Origin of the sequence: Pseudomonas paraversuta, from assembly GCF_904063065.1 — a bacterium.
Lineage (GTDB): Bacteria > Pseudomonadota > Gammaproteobacteria > Pseudomonadales > Pseudomonadaceae > Aquipseudomonas > Aquipseudomonas paraversuta.
In genome coordinates, this window is sequence record NZ_CAJFCL010000001.1 from 180,625 (window position 1) to 198,287 (window position 17,663).

Consider the following 17,663-nt stretch of genomic DNA (forward strand, 5'->3'; position numbering starts at 1 on the left):
ATGCCCGTTAAATAAGTGAATTACCAGCCGCCGGAAGCTCCGCCGCCGCCAAAACTGCCGCCGCCACCCCGAAAGCCGCCACCGCCTGCGCCACCGAAGCCCCCGCCACCGAACCCGCCGGAGCGGGTGCCCCCGCCGCCGCCCGAGTTGCAAATGCCGTAAAACTGGCAGACAGCCACGACCACAACGAACAACAGAAATAACAGCAACACCACACCGGGGTGCTCGGTCATCAAGTCACTGCCATCGCCCTGCCCGCTGGCGTAGGCCGGCTCAGGCACGGGATCGCCACCCAACACTTGCAGGATCGCGGCAACACCGTCGCTGATGCCCTGGCTGAAGTTACCGGCTTTAAAGGCCGGGGTAATGATCTGATTAATGATGACCGAGGATTGCGCATCGGTCAGGCGGCCTTCCAGACCGTAGCCGACCTCGATCCGCAGTTTGCGGTCATCACGCGAGACGATCAGCAGGGCGCCGTTGTTTTTATCCTTTTGCCCGATACCCCAGGCCCGGCCCAACTGGTAGCCGAAATCCTCAATGGGAGTCCCTTGCAGATCCGCCACCGTAACCACCACCACTTGCTCTCCGGTGGCTTTTTCGTGGGCTTCCAGTGTTTGCGCCAGTTGCTGGCGTGTGGCGGGGTCGAGCATCTGCCCGTCATCCACCACCCGCCCGCTCAGCGTCGGAAAAGTGAGTGCCTGTGCGGTGGCTATAAATAGCCACAGCAACAGACCCAAACCCGGTTTTGATACGCGCATCAGCACCTCGGCAGCTTGCCCCCCAGTAAGTGCAGGGTCAGGCGGTGGTTAGAACTTCACTTCCGGGGCTTTGTCGGCATCCGGTGCGGTGGCCTCGAAAGTCGGGCGAATCGGCAAGTCGCTGTACATCACGGCATGCCACAAACGGCCGGGGAAAGTGCGGATTTCGGTGTTGTAACGTTCAACTGCCTGGATGAAGTCGCGACGGGCCACGCTGATGCGGTTTTCCGTGCCTTCAAGTTGCGACTGCAAGGAGAGGAAGTTTTGATTGGACTTGAGGTCCGGATAGCGCTCGGACACCACCATCAGACGGCTCAAGGCTCCGGTCAGCTGGTTCTGTGCATCCTGGAACTGTTTGAGTTTTTCCGGATTGTTCAGGGTGCTGGCATCCACCTGGATCGACGTTGCCTTGGCCCGTGCCTCAATCACCGCGGTGAGGGTCGCCTGCTCTTGCCTGGCCGCACCTTTGACCGTTTCCACCAGGTTGGGGATCAAGTCGGAACGCCGCTGGTATTGGTTCTGCACTTGCGACCAGGCCGCCTTGACCTGCTCGTCCAGGGTCGGAATGGTATTGATCCCGCATCCCGCCAGCAGACTGCTCAACGCCAGCAGCGCGATGACTTTCCAGCCCGAGGACCTAACGCTTTGTAATTCCATGCTTGTGACGCTCCGAAATAACCCGATTGAGTTTATTGACCGCATACCCTGTGGAAAAACTCCCTCACCGTGACTGAATATCTCCCGGCAACACTGGATTGCTGGTAGCTAATCAGCTAAAAGACTGCCTGCCATGTGGGAATACTTACCTTAACGATAGGGTAATTTTTAAGTTAAGTAGTCCTTACATCCCCCACAGAACAATATCGCTTCAAAAGCGCGGGCCATCCCTCGCTTTAAGAGAGCGGCCGCGTAGAAGAATGTCATGAGAAATATGTATTTGCTGGGCCTGGCCCTTAGTCTGGCCAGTCACTCGGTTTTAGCCCAGAACCCGCCGACACTGCTCCCGCCCAAAGATGTGTTTGTGGCTGATCTGCTCAAACAAATGACGGTCGATGAAAAGATCGGCCAACTGCGCCTGATCAGCATCGGCCCGGAAATGCCCCGCGAGATGATTCGCAAGGAAATCGCTGCAGGCCGTATCGGCGGCACGTTCAACTCGATCACCCGCGCCGAAAACCGTCCGATGCAGGATGCCGCTCAACGCAGCCGCCTGAAAATCCCGATGTTTTTTGCCTACGACGTGATTCACGGTCATCGCACCATTTTCCCTATCAGCCTGGCCCTTGCCTCCAGCTGGGACATGGACGCCATCGGCCTGAGCGGCCGGATTGCCGCCAAAGAAGCCAGCGCCGACGGTATTGACCTGACCTTCGCGCCGATGGTCGACATTGCCCGCGACCCGCGCTGGGGGCGCACCTCGGAAGGTTTTGGCGAAGACACCTACCTGGTATCGCGCATTGCCAAAGTCATGGTCCACGCCTATCAGGGAGTTTCACCCGCCCTGCCCGGCAACATCATGGCCAGCGTCAAGCACTTCGCCCTGTATGGCGCAGTGGAAGGCGGCCGGGACTACAACATCGTCGACATGAGCCCGGTGCGCATGTACCAGGATTACTTGCCTCCGTACCGCGCCGCAATTGATGCCGGCGCTGGCGGGGTGATGGTGGCGCTGAACTCGATCAATGGTATCCCGGCCACCGCCAACATGTGGTTGATGCAGGATCTGCTGCGCAAGGACTGGGGCTTCAAAGGGGTCGCCGTCAGCGACCATGGCGCGATCATCGAGCTGATCAGGCACGGCGTCGCCAAGGACGGGCGCGAAGCCGCCAAGCTGGCAATCAAGGCCGGCATCGACATGAGCATGAACGACAAGGTCTATGGCGAAGAATTGCCGGGCTTGCTGAAGTCGGGCGAAGTGCCACAAAGCGATCTGGATAATGCGGTGCGCGAAGTGCTCGGGGCCAAATACGACATGGGTCTGTTTGCCGACCCGTACCTGCGGATCGGCAAGGCCCAGGACGATCCGGCCGATGCCAACGCCGATAGCCGCCTGCACCGGCGCGAAGCCCGCGAAGTGGCGCGCAAGAGTCTGGTCCTGCTGAAGAACCAGGACCAGACCCTGCCACTGAAAAAACAGGCACGCATCGCTCTGGTGGGCCCGCTGGCCAAGGCACCGATCGACATCATGGGCAGCTGGGCGGCCAATGGCCAGCCGGCGCAATCGGTCACCGTGTTTGACGGCATGCGCAACGCACTCGGCCAGCAGGGCACGCTGATTTATGCCCGGGGCGCCAACATCACCGACGACCAGAAAATCGTCGACTATCTGAACTTCCTGAACTTCGACAGCCCGGAAGTGACCAACGACCCGCGCCCGGCCCATGTGATGATTGACGAAGCGGTCAAGGCGGCGCAGCAGGCCGATGTGGTGGTGGCTGTGGTGGGCGAGTCGCGGGGCATGTCCCACGAGTCGTCGAGCCGCACCAGCCTGGACATGCCAGCCAGCCAGCGCGCCCTGATCACCGCCCTCAAGGCCACTGGCAAGCCGTTGGTGCTGGTGCTCATGAATGGCCGGCCGCTGTCGATCGACCTGCAACAGCAGCAGGCCGATGCCGTGCTGGAGACCTGGTTCAGCGGTACTGAAGGCGGCAATGCCATTGCCGATGTCCTGTTCGGCGACTACAACCCCTCCGGCAAGCTGCCCATCACCTTCCCGCGCTCTGTGGGGCAGATTCCGACCTACTACAGCCACCTGAGCATTGGCCGGCCCTTTACCCCGGGCAAGCCGGGTAACTACACCTCGCAGTACTTCGACGAGGCAAACACCCCGCTGTACCCGTTTGGCTATGGCCTGAGCTACACCGATTTCAGCCTGTCGGCCGTCAGCCTGTCCGCCAAAACCCTGAAACCCGGGGCATCACTGACCGCCAGCGTGACCGTGAAAAACACTGGCAAGCGCGATGGCGAAACCGTGGTCCAGCTCTACCTGCATGATGTCGCCGCCTCCATGAGCCGGCCGCTCAAGGAGTTGAAGGACTTCCAGAAAATCATGCTCAAGGCCGGAGAGCAGAAAGTCGTGCAGTTCAACATCGACGAGAACGCGCTGAAGTTCTACAACCCGCAATTGAAATACGTCGCCGAGCCCGGTGAGTTCGAGGTGATGATCGGCCTTGATTCGCAGAACGTGCAGCAAAACAGCTTCCAATTGTTGTAATTTCCCACATCTGCCGCAAAGGTCAGCCAAGGCCTTTGCGGTGTCTTGAAACACCAATATCCCCTTGACCTTTCCTATCTTTGCACGCGCCTGAAAATGCGTTCGGACAGCGCTGTTTTTTGTGGTAGGGTTCGCGCCCTCAAAATTCAGTCCGGGGCGTTTAATCCGGCAAAATTTGGTGACAAACGGTCTGAAGCCGAGCCCATGGGGCCTACACGGTTTTTTACGCTTTCATACACAAAACACGCAGTGATTCAAGCCAAGATCCTACGTTGCAGAGACTCGGCAAAACGCATATCTTGTATCTATTCGGCCAAACAACCCCACATATAGGGTTTTAGGCCAAAAACCCAACACAACTCAGACGAGAATTTCAAGTCCTTTTCTCGCGCCTGTCGGGTTTGAGTAAACACGCTTTTAAAGTCCAAACCGCGCATGCGGATGGCAGCCGGTTTCCAGCGTAAAAGCCGGAAAGCGGCCCGGGTGTTGCAGTAAAAATACTGTCACCCATCAGGAACAGGATTTGCGCCGGTACGCGCAACCCCAGGACTTCGGCACGGAAGCGGCTTAACCCCCCTTTCTGTACGTCCCGAAGTTGTTATACCCGGCTTGATCGTCGGTTGTAGTGCTTCAGGACGGAACGGTGGGCCCCCAAAAGGTGCCCAAACAAACATAGAGAATGTGGAGACACCCCCCCATGCAAACCGACACAACTCGCGAGAACTCGCAGGGTTCCGATTCAAATCTGGATCTGTCTGCGACCGCGCCAGGCCAATTGCGCGTGATCAAACGTAACGGGACTGTTGTTCCTTACACCGATGACAAGATCACCGTCGCCATCACCAAAGCGTTTCTCGCAGTTGAGGGTGGCAAAGCTGCCGCCTCGTCCCGCATTCACGACACTGTTGCGCGCCTGACTGAACAAGTCACCGCGACCTTCAAGCGTCGCATGCCATCGGGTGGCACCATCCACATCGAAGAAATCCAGGACCAGGTTGAACTGGCCCTGATGCGCGCCGGCGAGCAAAAAGTGGCTCGCGACTACGTGATCTACCGCGATGCCCGCTCCAAGGAGCGTGCTAACCGCGCCCCGGCCGAAGACACTGTCCAGGCTCACCCGTCGATTCGTATCACCCGCGCTGACGGCACGTTCGCACCTCTGGACATGGGCCGCCTGAACACCATCGTCACCGAGGCCTGCGAAGGTCTGGCAGAAGTTGACGGCGACCTGATCCAGCGCGAAACCCTGAAAAACCTCTACGACGGCGTAGCCCTGAGCGACGTCAACACCGCCCTGGTGATGACCGCCCGCACCCTGGTAGAGCGTGAGCCAAACTACTCCTTCGTAACCGCTCGCCTGCTGATGGACACCCTGCGTGCCGAAGGCTTGAGCTTCCTCGAAGTGGCAGAAAGCGCGACTCACCACGAGATGGCCGATCTGTACGCCAAAGCCCTGCCGGCCTACATCGCCAAAGGTATCGAGTTCGATTTGCTGAACCCGGTGCTGGCGACCTTTGACCTGGAAAAACTGGGCAAGGCGATCAACCACGAGCGCGATCAGCAGTTCACCTACCTGGGCCTGCAAACCCTGTACGACCGTTACTTCATCCACAAGGATGGCGTGCGTTTCGAACTGCCGCAGATCTTCTTCATGCGCGTGGCCATGGGCCTGGCAATCGAAGAGAAGCAAAAAGAAGACCGTGCCATCGAGTTCTACAACCTGTTGTCGTCCTTCGACTACATGGCTTCGACTCCGACCCTGTTCAACGCCGGCACCCAGCGTCCACAGCTGTCCAGCTGCTACCTGACCACAGTTCCGGACGACCTGTCGGGCATCTACCACGCGATCCACGACAACGCCATGCTGTCCAAATTCGCCGGTGGCCTGGGCAACGACTGGACTCCGGTACGTGCACTGGGTTCATGGATCAAGGGCACCAACGGCAAATCCCAGGGCGTGGTCCCGTTCCTCAAAGTAGTGAACGACACCGCCGTAGCCGTTAACCAGGGTGGCAAGCGCAAAGGCGCTGTCTGTGCCTACCTGGAAACCTGGCACATGGACATCGAAGAGTTCATCGAGCTGCGCAAGAACACCGGTGATGACCGTCGTCGTACCCACGACATGAACACCGCCAACTGGATCCCTGACCTGTTCATGAAGCGCGTCTTCGATGACGGCCCGTGGACCCTGTTCTCGCCATCCGAAGTACCGGACCTGCACGACCTGACCGGCAAGGCCTTCGAAGAGCGTTACGAGTACTACGAAGCCCTGTCCCAGTACCCGGGCAAGATCAAGCTGTTCAAGACCATTCAGGCCAAAGACCTGTGGCGCAAGATGCTGTCCATGCTGTTTGAAACCGGCCACCCGTGGCTGACCTTCAAAGACCCGTGCAACCTGCGCAGCCCGCAGCAGCACGTGGGCGTGGTCCACAGCTCGAACCTGTGCACCGAGATCACCCTGAACACCAACAAGGACGAAATCGCGGTCTGCAACCTGGGCTCGATCAACCTGCCGAACCACATCAAGGACGGCAAGCTCGATACCGACAAGCTCAAGCGCACCATCGATGTAGCCGTACGCATGCTCGATAACGTAATCGACATCAACTACTACTCGGTGCCACAAGCCCGCAACTCGAACTTCAAGCACCGTCCGGTCGGCCTGGGGATCATGGGCTTCCAGGACGCGCTGTACCTGCAGCACATTCCATACGCCTCGCAAGCGGCCGTGGAATTTGCCGACAAGTCGATGGAAGCGGTCAGCTACTACGCGATCCAGGCGTCCTGCGACCTGGCAGACGAGCGTGGCGCTTACGAGACGTTCCAGGGTTCGCTGTGGTCCAAAGGCGTACTGCCACTGGACTCGCAACAGATCCTGATCGAACAGCGCGGCCAGAAGTACATCGACGTTGACCTGAACGAATCCCTGGATTGGGCACCGGTTCGCGCCCGTGTTCAGAGAGGCATCCGTAACTCCAACATCATGGCCATCGCACCGACCGCCACCATCGCCAACATCACTGGCGTATCGCAGTCGATCGAACCGACTTACCAGAACCTGTACGTGAAATCGAACCTCTCGGGCGAATTCACCGTGATCAACCCGTACCTGGTTCGCGACCTCAAGGCCCGCGACCTGTGGGACTCGGTCATGATCAACGACCTGAAGTACTACGACGGTTCCGTGCAGCAGATCGAACGCATCCCGCAAGAGCTTAAAGAGCTGTATGCCACTGCGTTCGAAGTCGACACCAAGTGGATCGTTGACGCCGCCAGCCGTCGTCAGAAGTGGATCGACCAGGCTCAGTCGCTCAACCTGTACATCGCCGGCGCTTCGGGCAAGAAGCTGGACGTGACCTACCGCATGGCCTGGTACCGTGGTCTGAAAACCACTTACTACCTCCGTGCCCTGGCCGCGACCAGCACCGAGAAGTCCACCGTCAACACCGGCAAGCTCAACGCGGTGTCCAACGGCAACAACAGCGAAGACGTGGTTGCCGCGCCTGCCGGTCCTGCACCGGTGCCAAAGGCTTGCGCCATTGACGAGCCGGATTGCGAAGCTTGCCAATAAGCTGAGCCGTCAGACGGCTTGACCGCCTGACCGAAACCCCCGTTAAACCCTGGTAACAGTTGGGTTTAACGGGGGTTTTTTTATGGGCAACACACCCGCGTCCAGCGCTGGCAAGCCAGCTCCCACAAGGAGGTCACCAGCCCGTTGTCGGAGCCGGCGATTGGCCATAAGCACCCACAACGGTGCATCAGCGCTACAAAATGAATCACTCTGCACACCTCTGCCCGCCGATCCCCTTCAAATATGTTCAACCTGAACACCGACCTCTATGCCCTCTGCCCGCTTTTTTCTGTTTTGACATCTGGCCCGAAACAGGCCCGCTTATTGCTCTAGCCCCAGGGTGCCACTGACCACGGCCCTACCCATTCGAGGCGGAGAAATACAACATGAGTGCACCCGGCGAATTTCCTTTAAGCGAAGCCCCGCGTTCTGCACGCAAGGGGCTGCTATCGATTTCCATGGTGTTGTTCAGCTTCACGTTCTTTACCGGCACCATGTTCGCCGGCGGCAAACTGGGCATGGCGTTCAACTTCGTCGACATGCTGTGGATTGCGGCCATAGGTAACAGCCTGCTGGCCCTGTATGCCGCCGCACTGGCGCTGATTGCCGCCCGCAGCGGCCTGAATACGGTATTGATGGGGCGTTTTTGCTTTGGCGAGGCCGGCAGCCGTCTCTCGGACTTTCTGCTGGGTTTTGCCGAGCTGGGCTGGTTCGCCTGGGGCACGGCCACCGTGGCCATCGTATTGGTGAAAATGCTCGGCCTGGCAGAAGGCTTCACCTGGCCGCTGATGGTGTTTTTCGGGCTGGGCTTCAGTATCACCGCGATTATCGGCTACAGAGGGCTGGACGTGCTGTCGCGGGTCTCGGTGCCGCTGATGTTTGTCCTGTTGATCGTGTCCATGTACATCGCCACCCGCCATGTCGGCGGCTTCAAGGGCCTGGCAGCGGTAATCCCCCACGAAGCAATGACCTTCTCGGCCGCCATCACCATGGTCTTCGGCACGTTCGCCAGCGGCGCGACCCAAGCCACCAACTGGACCCGGCTATCGCGCACCGGGCGGATTGCCGTCATCGCCAGCGTGGTCAGTTTTCTGCTGGGCAATGGCCTGATGATAGTGGCCGGCGCATGGTGCGCCATGGTCTATCAACAGGCCGACATCGTCAGCGTGATGATGCTCCAGGGCCTGTCGTTCGCCGCGGTAGTCATGCTGTGCCTGAACCTGTGGACGATCCAGGGCCCGACCATCTACAACGTGTCGGCGGCAGCCTGCCATCTGGTGCGCAGCGAACGGCGCCGCACCATGACCCTGATCGCCGCTGCCGTCGGCGTGGTGCTGGCCATTGGCGGCATGTATGAAATGCTGATCCCGTTTCTGGTGCTGCTGGGCTCGATCATCCCGCCCATCGGGGGCGTGATCATGGCCGACTTCTGGTATCGCCATCACGGCAAATACCCGACGCTGGCCAGTGTGAAACTGCCGCGCTACAACGTCCCGGGCCTGACCGCATACGCCTTCGGCGCACTGCTGGCCTACTGCTCACCGTGGATTGCGCCGCTGGTTGGAATTGCCGCATCCGCCGCGTGCTACATCCTGCTGCTGGAAATCAGCCGCCGGCGTGCCGTGCTGCCCGTCGTGCAGGAGGACATTTGAGCCTCACGGTTGCAGAAATTCTGGGGCTGGCCGGCCTGGAAGAAATGACCCTGCGCGCCGGTGCCTGCAACCTGCAACGCAACGTGCGCTGGCCCTACGTGGCCGAGAACGAAGGCCTGAGGCAATGGGTCATGGGCGGCGAACTGGTGTTCGTCACCGGCATCAACCATCCCCGGGACGAGGCCAACTTGCTGCGTCTGGTGCACGAAGGCGACGCCAGCGGCATTGCCGGGCTGGTGATCCTGACCGGAGATGCCTTTATTCAGCGTATTCCGGACTCGGTCATAGCACTGTGCGAGGAATACGGTCTGGTGCTGATCGAACAGCCGTACTTGCTGAAGATGGTTATTGTCACGCACCTGATCGGCACGGCGCTGGTACAGATGGGCCAGACCAAGCGTTCACGCCACGACATTCTGGCGCAGTTGCTCAGCGGCGATTATCCGAGCCTGGCCACTGCCCGCCAGCGTGCGGCGCACTTGAAACTGCCTCTGGACGGCCCGCGACGCCTGGTGGCAATGCGGCTGTCGGCGGTCAGCGTGCTGTTCGACAACCATGCCCCGGATGCCGCAGAACGGTTATTGCAACAAACGCGACAGGCCGTACAGGATCATCTGGATATCTGGGCCCGTGCCCTGCCCCGCGCGCTGCCGGTCATCGTCCAGGGGGATCTGTTCATTCTGCTGCTGAACGAGGGCGAAACCATTCGCGCCGAACTGGGCTGCCTGTATCGCGACTTGCATGCCATGATCGGTGACATGGCGCTGTTCATGGGGGTGGCGAGCAAGGCAGAGGATTGCGGGCACTACCATCAGGCGCTGAACGAAGCGCGCCAGGCCCTGGATGTTGCAGAAAATCTGCGCCCGGCCAGCGGTTTCTGTGATTTCAGTGAGCTGGGGGTGCTGCGCCTGTTGCAGGCCATTGGCGAACGCTCGGTGATCGAGGCATTCGTGCAGCAGACCCTGGGTTCCATGATCGAGCCCCGGCGCAAGCAACCCCACAGCCTGCTTGAAACCCTGGACGCCCTGCTCCAGGAAAACGGCAATGCCCTGCAGGCGGCCCGGCGTTTGAACATTCACCGAAACACCATCAACCAACGGATACAACGCATCGAGCAACACAGCGGACAATCGCTCGATGACCCACTTTTCAGAATGAATGCTTCGGTTGCCCTCCTCGTGTGGCGCATGACCGAAGCCCAACGACAGGACCAAGCATGAACATCATCAATGCCACGCTACGTAAAACTCCAGGCCTGTATACGGTCAGCTGCGAGGGCGAGCGCATTAGCGCCATAACCCTGCAGTGCGCCAGTGTGATGGCGCAGGCGGGCGATATCGACGCTCAAGGCCAATTGCTGATCGCGCCCCTGGTGGAACCGCATATCCACCTGGATGCCGCCCTCACGGCGGGCCAGCCCGAGTGGAACCTGAGCGGCACGCTGTTCGAAGGCATCGAACGCTGGGCGCAGCGCAAGGAAACCATCACCCATGAAGACACCAAACAGCGCGCCCACACCACCATCCGCATGCTGGCCGAGCATGGCATTCAGCATGTGCGTACCCATGTCGACGTCACCGACCCGACGCTGGCTGCCCTCAAGGCGATGATCGAGGTCCGTGAAGAAGCCCGGGGGCTGATCGACCTGCAAATCGTCGCCTTCCCCCAGGAAGGAATCGAGTCCTACGCCGGCGGCCGTGAGTTGATGATCCGTGCAGTGGAGATGGGCGCCGATGTGGTCGGCGGCATTCCGCACTTTGAAAACACCCGCGAGCAAGGCGTCAGCTCGATCAAGTTTCTGATGGACCTGGCTGAGCGCAGCGGTTGCCTGGTGGACGTGCACTGCGACGAAACCGACGACCCGCACTCGCGCTTTCTTGAAGTGCTGGCCGAAGAGGCCCGGGTCCGCGGTATGGGCAGCCGGGTAACCGCCAGCCATACCACGGCCATGGGTTCCTACGACAATGCCTATTGCTCGAAACTGTTTCGCCTGCTCAAGGCTTCGGGGATCAATTTCGTTTCGTGCCCGACCGAAAGCATTCACTTGCAAGGGCGCTTTGACAGTTTTCCAAAACGCCGCGGCGTGACCCGCGTGGCCGAACTGGACCGCGCCGGGATGAACGTGTGCCTGGGCCAGGACTCGATCAAGGACCCCTGGTATCCGCTGGGTAACGGCAACATTCTGCGGGTGCTGGATGCGGGTTTGCACATCTGCCACATGATGGGCTTCGAAGACCTGGCACGTTGCCTGGACCTGGTCACCGACAACAGTGCCCGCACCCTCAACCTTGGCGAGGGTTATGGCATCGCCGTCGGCCGGCCGGCGAACCTGGTGATACTGGACGCCGACAGTGATTACGAAGCAGTACGCCGCCAGGCCAAGGCCCGGGTCTCGATCCGTGCCGGCAAGGTGCTGATGACCCGCGTACCGGAGCGGGTTGAATTCAACAGACCCTGAAGCCAGCGGTACAAACGACGCGAAACAGCTGCAACACCGCACCGCTGCAATCGCCAGCAGGCTGGCTCTCACAATCAGTAGCAAGCCCCCTGCTTCAACAACAAAAAGCCCCGGCATTGGCGTGCCGGGGCTTTTTGTCGTGCTGCCCGCTATCAGGTCATCTGGATAATGGTCTGCATGATGGTGCTTTGGGTCGAGATGGTCTTGGCGTTGGCCTGGTAGTTGCTCTGCGCCTTGATCAGGTCCACCAGTTCACTGGTCAGGTTGACGTTGGAGTCTTCCAGCGAGTTGGACTGGATCGCGCCCAGGCTGCCGACCTTCGGCGCATCGTAGCCGGCCAGGCCCGAAGCGAAAGTCTCTTTCCAGGCAGTACCGCCCGCCGGCTGCAGGCCTTGTTCGTTGGTGAAGCTGGCCAGCGAGATCTGGCCAATGGCACGGCTCTGGTTGTTGCTGAAGTTGGCGAACATCACGCCTGAACCGTCGATGGTCAGGTTGTTGATCTGGCCGGTAGCGTAGCCGTCCTGGGTTGGCGGGTTGCGCGAGGTGTCGGTGTTGTACTGGGTGGTACTGGCCATGTTGATGCCAAAGCCGTCATCTTTGGCCTTGGCGCCGTTGGACACCCATGCACCATTGACGGTTGCGCCAGGCATCCAGTCCGCGACAGTCAAAGTGCTGCTGATGATGTCCGGGCCTCCGGCAACCGGGTTCGGCGTCGTGACGCTGACCAGGGCACCGGTCGAATCGAAACTCATGGTCGAGGCCACCGGATCTTTGGCGCCGGCGCCGCTGACCGGGCTGCCATCAGGGTTGCGGCCGTCGATCAGGGTGTAGGTCTTCCAGGTGTTGGAACCGGTCTTCACCATGTACTGATCCATCGGGTGCGGGTTGCCCTGGGTATCGTAGACGGTGGTGTTGAATTTTTTGCTGTAGCTGGCGGTCTCGCCCGGGTCGAACTTGTTCGCGACCTGATCAATAGTGTCGGCATTGGAGTTCAGGTTGATCGTGGACTCCACCGAACCGGTCGGCTTGGGCGCCAGGTTGGAAGTATCGATACGCAGGTCGGTCAAGGTGCCGTTGACGATATTGCCGTTGGCATCCACGCCATAGCCCTGCAAGCGCGACGTGCCGTCTGTGCTGGTCACGTAACCGTCCTTGTCGGACTTGAAGGTCCCGGCGCGGGTGTAGCTCAGGGAGCCATTGTCACTGAGCACGAAGAAGCCGCTGCCGGAGATGCCCATGTCCAGCAGGTTGCCGGTGTTATTGATCGCCCCCTGGCCAAAGTTTTGCGAGACCGCCGCCAGGTTGACGCCGCTGCCGACCGTCTTGCTGCCGATCCCCAGCTTGCTGGCCGAGTAGATATCGGCGAACTCGGCACGGGACGCCTTGAAGCCGGTGGTGGCGACGTTGGCGATGTTGTTGCCGGTAACGTCAAGTTGCTTGTTGGCAGCATACAGGCCGCTAAGGCCGATATTGAATGACATGTGTCTCTCCTTGGGTCGGCTTAGAGGCCAATGGTCTGGACTTTGGATATGCCAATGCTGCCCAGGCCTGCGAGGTTGAGCATGATTTCACCGCCGGTCTTGCTCAGGGTCACGCTGTTGACCGTGGCTGGCAGGTAGGTGGTGAGCGCGGTAGTGGTCGTGTCGGTTTTACTGGATGCGGTAAAGGTGTAGTTACCCTTGTCCAGCAACAGGCCGTCGTCATCCTTGCCGTCCCAGGTGAAGTCGACATTGCCGGCTTTCTGGGTGCCCATATCGATGGTCCTGACCACCTCACCGTCCGCATCGGTAATAGTGATGGTGGGTTTGGAATCGGCATCCTTGACCACCACGGTGCCGTTAAACGGCTTGCCGCTGGCGGGGTCGACATAGGCTTCGCCGGTTTGCACTATCACCGAACGGCCCACCAGCGACGACGCCTGCAAGGCTTGCGACGACTGCAGGCCACCCGTGATGGAATTCACCGAATCGTTCAGAGTGGTGATGCCCTCCAGGCTGCTGAACTGCGCCAGCTGGGCAACGAACGCCGTGTTGTCCTGCGGGTCCAGCGGGTTCTGGTTTTTCAGCTGGGTGACCAGCAATTGCAGGAATGCATCCTTGCCCAGGGAGCTACTGCCGGCAACGGCCTTGGACGCCCCGCCCAGGCTGGTGTCGGTGGTCGTGGTCCGGGCCGAGTTGGCGAGTACCTGATTAAGGGTCGGGCCGCTGGTGGAATCGGTCACACTCATTTGCGTCGTCCCTTATCACTGACCGAGGGTCAGGACCTTCTGCATCATGGTTTTGGCGGTGTTCATCATTTCCGCGTTGGTCTGGAACGAACGGCTGGCAGAAATCATGTCAGCCATTTCTTCAACCACATTGACGTTGGGGTAGTACACGTAGCCCTTGGCGTCGGCAGAAGGATGGCTGGGCTCGTAACGGGCCTGGAGCTCGCTCTGGTCCTCGACCACACCCAGCACCTGCACGCCTTTGCCGGCACCGTCTTGGTTCTGGAACAGTGAACCGTCGGTGCCGTTTTGCGCGCCCTGAAACATGGTGGCAAACACCGGGTGCCGCGCGCGGTAAGTCTGGTCGATGCTCGACGACACGGTATCGGCGTTGGCGATGTTACTGGCGACGGTGTTCAGGCGCGTGGTCTGCGCGCTCATGCCACTACCGGCGATATTGAAAACACTGGCTAGAGACATGAATTACTCCCCGCGCAGGGCTGACATCAGCCCTTTGAATTTGCTGTTGAGCAAAGTGAAGCTGGCCTGGAAGTTGACCGCATTCTCTGCGTAGTTCGACTGTTCCAGCTGTGCATCCACCGTGTTCTGGTCAATCGACGGTTGCATCGGCACCCGGTACTGCAGGGACTCGTCGCCACTGCTCAGGCCCTGGGCTTCGATGTGCCGGCCGTTGGTCTTGTTCAACGCAAACGTGCCGTTCTGGTTTTTGTCACTTTGTGCGGCGAGCACGGAGGCAAAATCCAGGTCCCGAGCCTTGTAGTTCGGGGTATCGGCATTGGCGATATTGTTCGCCAGCACTTCGGCCCGCTGTGCGCGGAAGCCCAGGGCCTGTTCGTGGATACCGAGCGCTTTATCGAAGCTGATGCTCATGTCGGGAAACCTTTGTGGGCTGACCTGAACGCAATTCAGGCTTTATATGACATGAACTGAGCAAACCCCGTGCCAATTACCTAAGGCCCATATTTCAGGGCTTTGCAGGGAGATGGGGCGCGGCAATGTCATAAAAGCGGCAATGCCTGACCGCTGACTGCCGTTTTTCTGCCGCCCCCTCCCTGCTCCTGCAGGGAAAGATTGGCAGGCATAAAAAAGGAGCCGTACAAGGGCTCCCGTTTTGCTTACTTGGCCTGGTAAATGATCCCCGGGCTGCATTGCACCATCTGGTAATGATCCGGCAAGCCATTAAGCGCTTCGGAGGCCCCCAAAAACAGGTAGCCGCCCGGCTTCAAGGTGCTGTGAATGCGCAGCAAGATGTCTCTCTTCACTTCAGCCGAAAAATAGATCAGCACGTTGCGACAAAACACGATGTCGAACTTGCCAAACCCGGCGTAGCTGTCCAGCAGGTTGAAGGAGCGGAACTCGACCCGGCTCTTGATTGCCGCTTTGAGCACCCAGCGCCCGGGCCCTTTGGGGTCGAAATAGCGCTGCAAGCGCTCTTGCGACAGACCGCGACCAATCGCCAGGTTGTCGTATTCGCCGGTTCTGCAGGTATTGAGCATCAAGCTGGAGAGGTCGGTGGCCACAATCTGCACCCCGGATTTCAACTGTCCCGGATTGCTGCGCTCAAACTCGTCAATCGCCATCGACAGCGAGTAGGGTTCCTGCCCCGAAGAGCACGCCGCCGACCAGATACGCAGACGCTGACCGGGACTGGCCTTGATCTGCTCGGGCAGGACTTTGTTCTTCAGTACTTCATAGGGGTAGGTATCGCGAAACCACAGGGTTTCGTTGGTGGTCATGGCATCGACCACCTGCTCGCGCAACCCGCTGCGGGGCTGGCTCTGAATGCGCTGAATCAGCTCGCCCAGGGACTTGATCCCTTGCTGCTCCATCAGCTTGTTGAGACGACTGGAGACCAGGTACTGCTTGTTCTCACCCAGCAAAATGCCACAGGCTTTTTCCAGGAAAACCCGGAACTGTTGAAAATCCAAATTAGCCGTCGACAAATGATCGCGCCTCTTAAATCGTTTTGACCGCCAGGGATGAACCCTGGCTATGGTCTGCTGCTTTGATCCGGTCTACTACCCGGGATGCCAGGTCATCGGGGCGAAACTTGGCCAGGAAGTCATCGGCACCGACTTTCTTGACCATCGCCTGATTAAATACACCGGACAATGAAGTATGCAGAATGATGTGCAAATTTTTCATGCGTGGATCGTTACGAATCTCGGCGGTCAGGGTATAGCCGTCCATTTCCGGCATCTCAATATCCGAAATCATCATCAGAAGCTCTTCGGCCGGGTCCTTGCCCTCACCCGCCATGTTGCGCAGGTAGTCCAGCGCCTGACGGCCGTCGTTCAGCGATATCACCTCGACCCCGACCGTTTGCAGGCAACGGGCAACCTGTTTGCGCGCCACCGACGAATCATCGACCGTCAGCACCCGCAAAGACAGCGCTCTGGCTTGGGTTTCGACATCTATCACCCCCTGGGAAATGGTTTCCGGCGAAGGCGAAACTTCAGCCAGAACCTTTTCCACATCGATGATTTCCACCAGTTGCTCGTCCAGTCGCGTCACAGCCGTCAAGTAATGGTCGCGACCGGCACCCTTGGGTGGCGGATGAATGTCTTCCCAGTTCATGTTGACGATACGCTCGACCGAACGAACCAAAAAGCCCTGGGTCTTGGTGTTGTACTCGGTGATGATGACAAACGGGCTGCTTTGATCTTGCAGGGGACCCGACCCGGTGGCCATTGCCAGATCGAGAATCGGGATGGTCGCCCCGCGAATATTCGCCACTCCACATACCACTGGATGGGATTTGGGGATCATTGTCAGCTTGGGGCATTGCAGCACTTCCCTGACTTTGAACACGTTGATCCCGTACAGCTGTGGCCCGTCCAGACGAAACAACAACAGTTCAAGTCGGTTTTGCCCTACCAGTTGAGTGCGCTGGTTAACCGCATCCATCACCCCGGCCATACTCAGCTCCTGTTAAAACTTTAAGTTACGACACACATTGCCCGGCAAACGGCACGGGCTTTGCTATTTATCTGCCATGAACGCTAAAACGACAAAATCCTGCCACGTGCCGCGCTGCTGTTTCAGCCTGCTTGCGGCCTTGTGCCTGACGGTTATCGGCATGCCGTCCCACGCCGATGAATTCACATCGCCTGATCAGCTTATCGGCGTGACCCAGGGCTTTCTTGAATTTACCGTCGAAGACTACCTTGCCACTGGTCAGATCGAGGGCCGCTATCAAATCCAGGTCAACAACCTCGACCCCCGGCTGCGCCTGGCCTGGTGTGACAAGGAATTGACAGCCAGCCTCGAGAGCCCGGCCCAACCCATGGGCCGCGTCATTGTGCGTGTACGCTGTGAAGGGCTCTCACCCTGGACCATCTTTGTTCCGGCACAGGTCAAACTGTTCCGCGATGTCGTCACCGTGACCCACCCCCTGCAGCGCGGCATGGTCATCGACTACGCCGATGTCACCCTGCGCGAGCGCGATATCAGCCTGATCAAACAGGGCTACCTGACCGCGACCGAGCTGGCAGTGGGGCAAAAGCTGCTGCGGCCCATGGTCACTGATCAGGTGCTGACCCTCACCCATCTGGAACAGGCTGCGGCCGTGCGTAAAGGCGATCACGTGGTGATCAGCGCACGTAGCGGCACATTAAGTGTCAAGATGCCCGGCGAGGCCCTGTCTGATGGTGGCCTCAGCGAACAGATCCGGGTTAAAAACCTGAACTCCAAGCGCGTCATCCGGGCACGGATTACCGCACCGGGCCAGGTTGAAGTAGCACTCTAGGAAAATTGGCATCAGTTTCGCGACTTTCCTAC

Annotated in this window: 14 protein-coding genes; 6 read left to right on the plus strand and 8 right to left on the minus strand. The window is 59.3% G+C overall.

Annotated features, from left to right (window positions below):
• Positions 1-20: 20 nt before the first annotated feature.
• Complete coding sequence (locus tag JQ845_RS23120; protein WP_003441095.1) at positions 21-761, minus strand: TPM domain-containing protein; 741 nt, start codon at positions 759-761, stop codon at positions 21-23.
• Between the two features lie 48 nt (positions 762-809).
• A complete protein-coding gene (locus tag JQ845_RS00840) occupies positions 810-1,418 on the minus strand; it encodes a LemA family protein (RefSeq protein ID WP_003441093.1) in 609 nt (202 codons plus the stop codon).
• Between the two features lie 265 nt (positions 1,419-1,683).
• Between JQ845_RS00840 and bglX the strand changes: the two genes are divergently transcribed.
• The 5 genes from bglX (at position 1,684) to codA (ending at position 11,656) form a co-directional block, all read left to right on the plus strand.
• On the plus strand, positions 1,684-3,975 hold the full coding sequence (bglX, locus tag JQ845_RS00845) for a beta-glucosidase BglX (protein ID WP_203007943.1): 2,292 nt from the start codon (positions 1,684-1,686) through the stop codon (positions 3,973-3,975).
• Between the two features lie 697 nt (positions 3,976-4,672).
• Positions 4,673-7,546 carry a ribonucleoside-diphosphate reductase subunit alpha gene (locus JQ845_RS00850; RefSeq protein WP_003441086.1) on the plus strand — a complete coding sequence of 958 codons (2,874 nt, stop codon included), beginning with the start codon at positions 4,673-4,675 and terminating at the stop codon, positions 7,544-7,546.
• Between the two features lie 386 nt (positions 7,547-7,932).
• A complete protein-coding gene (codB, locus tag JQ845_RS00855) occupies positions 7,933-9,198 on the plus strand; it encodes a cytosine permease (RefSeq protein ID WP_003441082.1) in 1,266 nt (421 codons plus the stop codon).
• A complete protein-coding gene (locus tag JQ845_RS00860) occupies positions 9,195-10,418 on the plus strand; it encodes a PucR family transcriptional regulator (protein ID WP_010655875.1) in 1,224 nt (407 codons plus the stop codon). The genes codB and JQ845_RS00860 overlap by 4 nt, the downstream gene beginning before the upstream one ends.
• The gene (codA, locus tag JQ845_RS00865) at positions 10,415-11,656 is read left to right on the plus strand and encodes a cytosine deaminase (protein ID WP_010655876.1); all 1,242 of its coding nucleotides are present in this window, start codon (positions 10,415-10,417) and stop codon (positions 11,654-11,656) included. Before JQ845_RS00860 ends, codA begins: the two co-directional genes overlap by 4 nt.
• Before the next feature lie 152 nt (positions 11,657-11,808).
• Here codA and flgE read toward each other — a convergent pair whose 3' ends face one another.
• The 6 genes from flgE to JQ845_RS00895 form a co-directional block, all read right to left on the minus strand.
• Complete coding sequence (gene flgE, locus JQ845_RS00870; RefSeq protein ID WP_160628276.1) at positions 11,809-13,137, minus strand: flagellar hook protein FlgE; 1,329 nt, start codon at positions 13,135-13,137, stop codon at positions 11,809-11,811.
• A gap of 20 nt (positions 13,138-13,157) precedes the next feature.
• Positions 13,158-13,883, minus strand: a complete 726-nt coding sequence (gene flgD, locus JQ845_RS00875) for a flagellar hook assembly protein FlgD (RefSeq protein ID WP_003441059.1) — start codon at positions 13,881-13,883, stop codon at positions 13,158-13,160.
• A gap of 15 nt (positions 13,884-13,898) precedes the next feature.
• The gene (gene flgC, locus JQ845_RS00880) at positions 13,899-14,342 is read right to left on the minus strand and encodes a flagellar basal body rod protein FlgC (protein WP_003441056.1); all 444 of its coding nucleotides are present in this window, start codon (positions 14,340-14,342) and stop codon (positions 13,899-13,901) included.
• 3 nt (positions 14,343-14,345) lie between these two features.
• On the minus strand, positions 14,346-14,753 hold the full coding sequence (flgB, locus tag JQ845_RS00885; protein ID WP_003441054.1) for a flagellar basal body rod protein FlgB: 408 nt from the start codon (positions 14,751-14,753) through the stop codon (positions 14,346-14,348).
• A gap of 245 nt (positions 14,754-14,998) precedes the next feature.
• Positions 14,999-15,826 (minus strand): CheR family methyltransferase, encoded by an 828-nt coding sequence (gene cheR, locus JQ845_RS00890; RefSeq protein WP_203007946.1) that lies wholly within the window; start codon positions 15,824-15,826, stop codon positions 14,999-15,001.
• Positions 15,827-15,839: 13 nt separating this feature from the next.
• Complete coding sequence (locus tag JQ845_RS00895; protein ID WP_127196593.1) at positions 15,840-16,802, minus strand: chemotaxis protein CheV; 963 nt, start codon at positions 16,800-16,802, stop codon at positions 15,840-15,842.
• 160 nt (positions 16,803-16,962) lie between these two features.
• Between JQ845_RS00895 and flgA the strand changes: the two genes are divergently transcribed.
• On the plus strand, positions 16,963-17,631 hold the full coding sequence (gene flgA / locus JQ845_RS00900) for a flagellar basal body P-ring formation chaperone FlgA (protein WP_235972521.1): 669 nt from the start codon (positions 16,963-16,965) through the stop codon (positions 17,629-17,631).
• The last annotated feature ends 32 nt before the right edge of the window (positions 17,632-17,663 follow it).

What these genes read in the sequence shown, in the direction of transcription:
- JQ845_RS23120 (WP_003441095.1), bottom strand. Translation starts at nt 761, where the DNA reads ATGCGCGTATCAAAACCGGGTTTGGGTCTGTTGCTGTGGCTATTTATA.
- JQ845_RS00840 (WP_003441093.1), bottom strand. Translation starts at nt 1,418, where the DNA reads ATGGAATTACAAAGCGTTAGGTCCTCGGGCTGGAAAGTCATCGCGCTG.
- bglX (WP_203007943.1), top strand. Translation starts at nt 1,684, where the DNA reads ATGAGAAATATGTATTTGCTGGGCCTGGCCCTTAGTCTGGCCAGTCAC.
- JQ845_RS00850 (WP_003441086.1), top strand. Translation starts at nt 4,673, where the DNA reads ATGCAAACCGACACAACTCGCGAGAACTCGCAGGGTTCCGATTCAAAT.
- codB (WP_003441082.1), top strand. Translation starts at nt 7,933, where the DNA reads ATGAGTGCACCCGGCGAATTTCCTTTAAGCGAAGCCCCGCGTTCTGCA.
- codA (WP_010655876.1), top strand. Translation starts at nt 10,415, where the DNA reads ATGAACATCATCAATGCCACGCTACGTAAAACTCCAGGCCTGTATACG.
- flgE (WP_160628276.1), bottom strand. Translation starts at nt 13,137, where the DNA reads ATGTCATTCAATATCGGCCTTAGCGGCCTGTATGCTGCCAACAAGCAA.
- flgD (WP_003441059.1), bottom strand. Translation starts at nt 13,883, where the DNA reads ATGAGTGTGACCGATTCCACCAGCGGCCCGACCCTTAATCAGGTACTC.
- flgC (WP_003441056.1), bottom strand. Translation starts at nt 14,342, where the DNA reads ATGTCTCTAGCCAGTGTTTTCAATATCGCCGGTAGTGGCATGAGCGCG.
- flgB (WP_003441054.1), bottom strand. Translation starts at nt 14,753, where the DNA reads ATGAGCATCAGCTTCGATAAAGCGCTCGGTATCCACGAACAGGCCCTG.
- JQ845_RS00895 (WP_127196593.1), bottom strand. Translation starts at nt 16,802, where the DNA reads ATGGCCGGGGTGATGGATGCGGTTAACCAGCGCACTCAACTGGTAGGG.
- flgA (WP_235972521.1), top strand. Translation starts at nt 16,963, where the DNA reads ATGCCGTCCCACGCCGATGAATTCACATCGCCTGATCAGCTTATCGGC.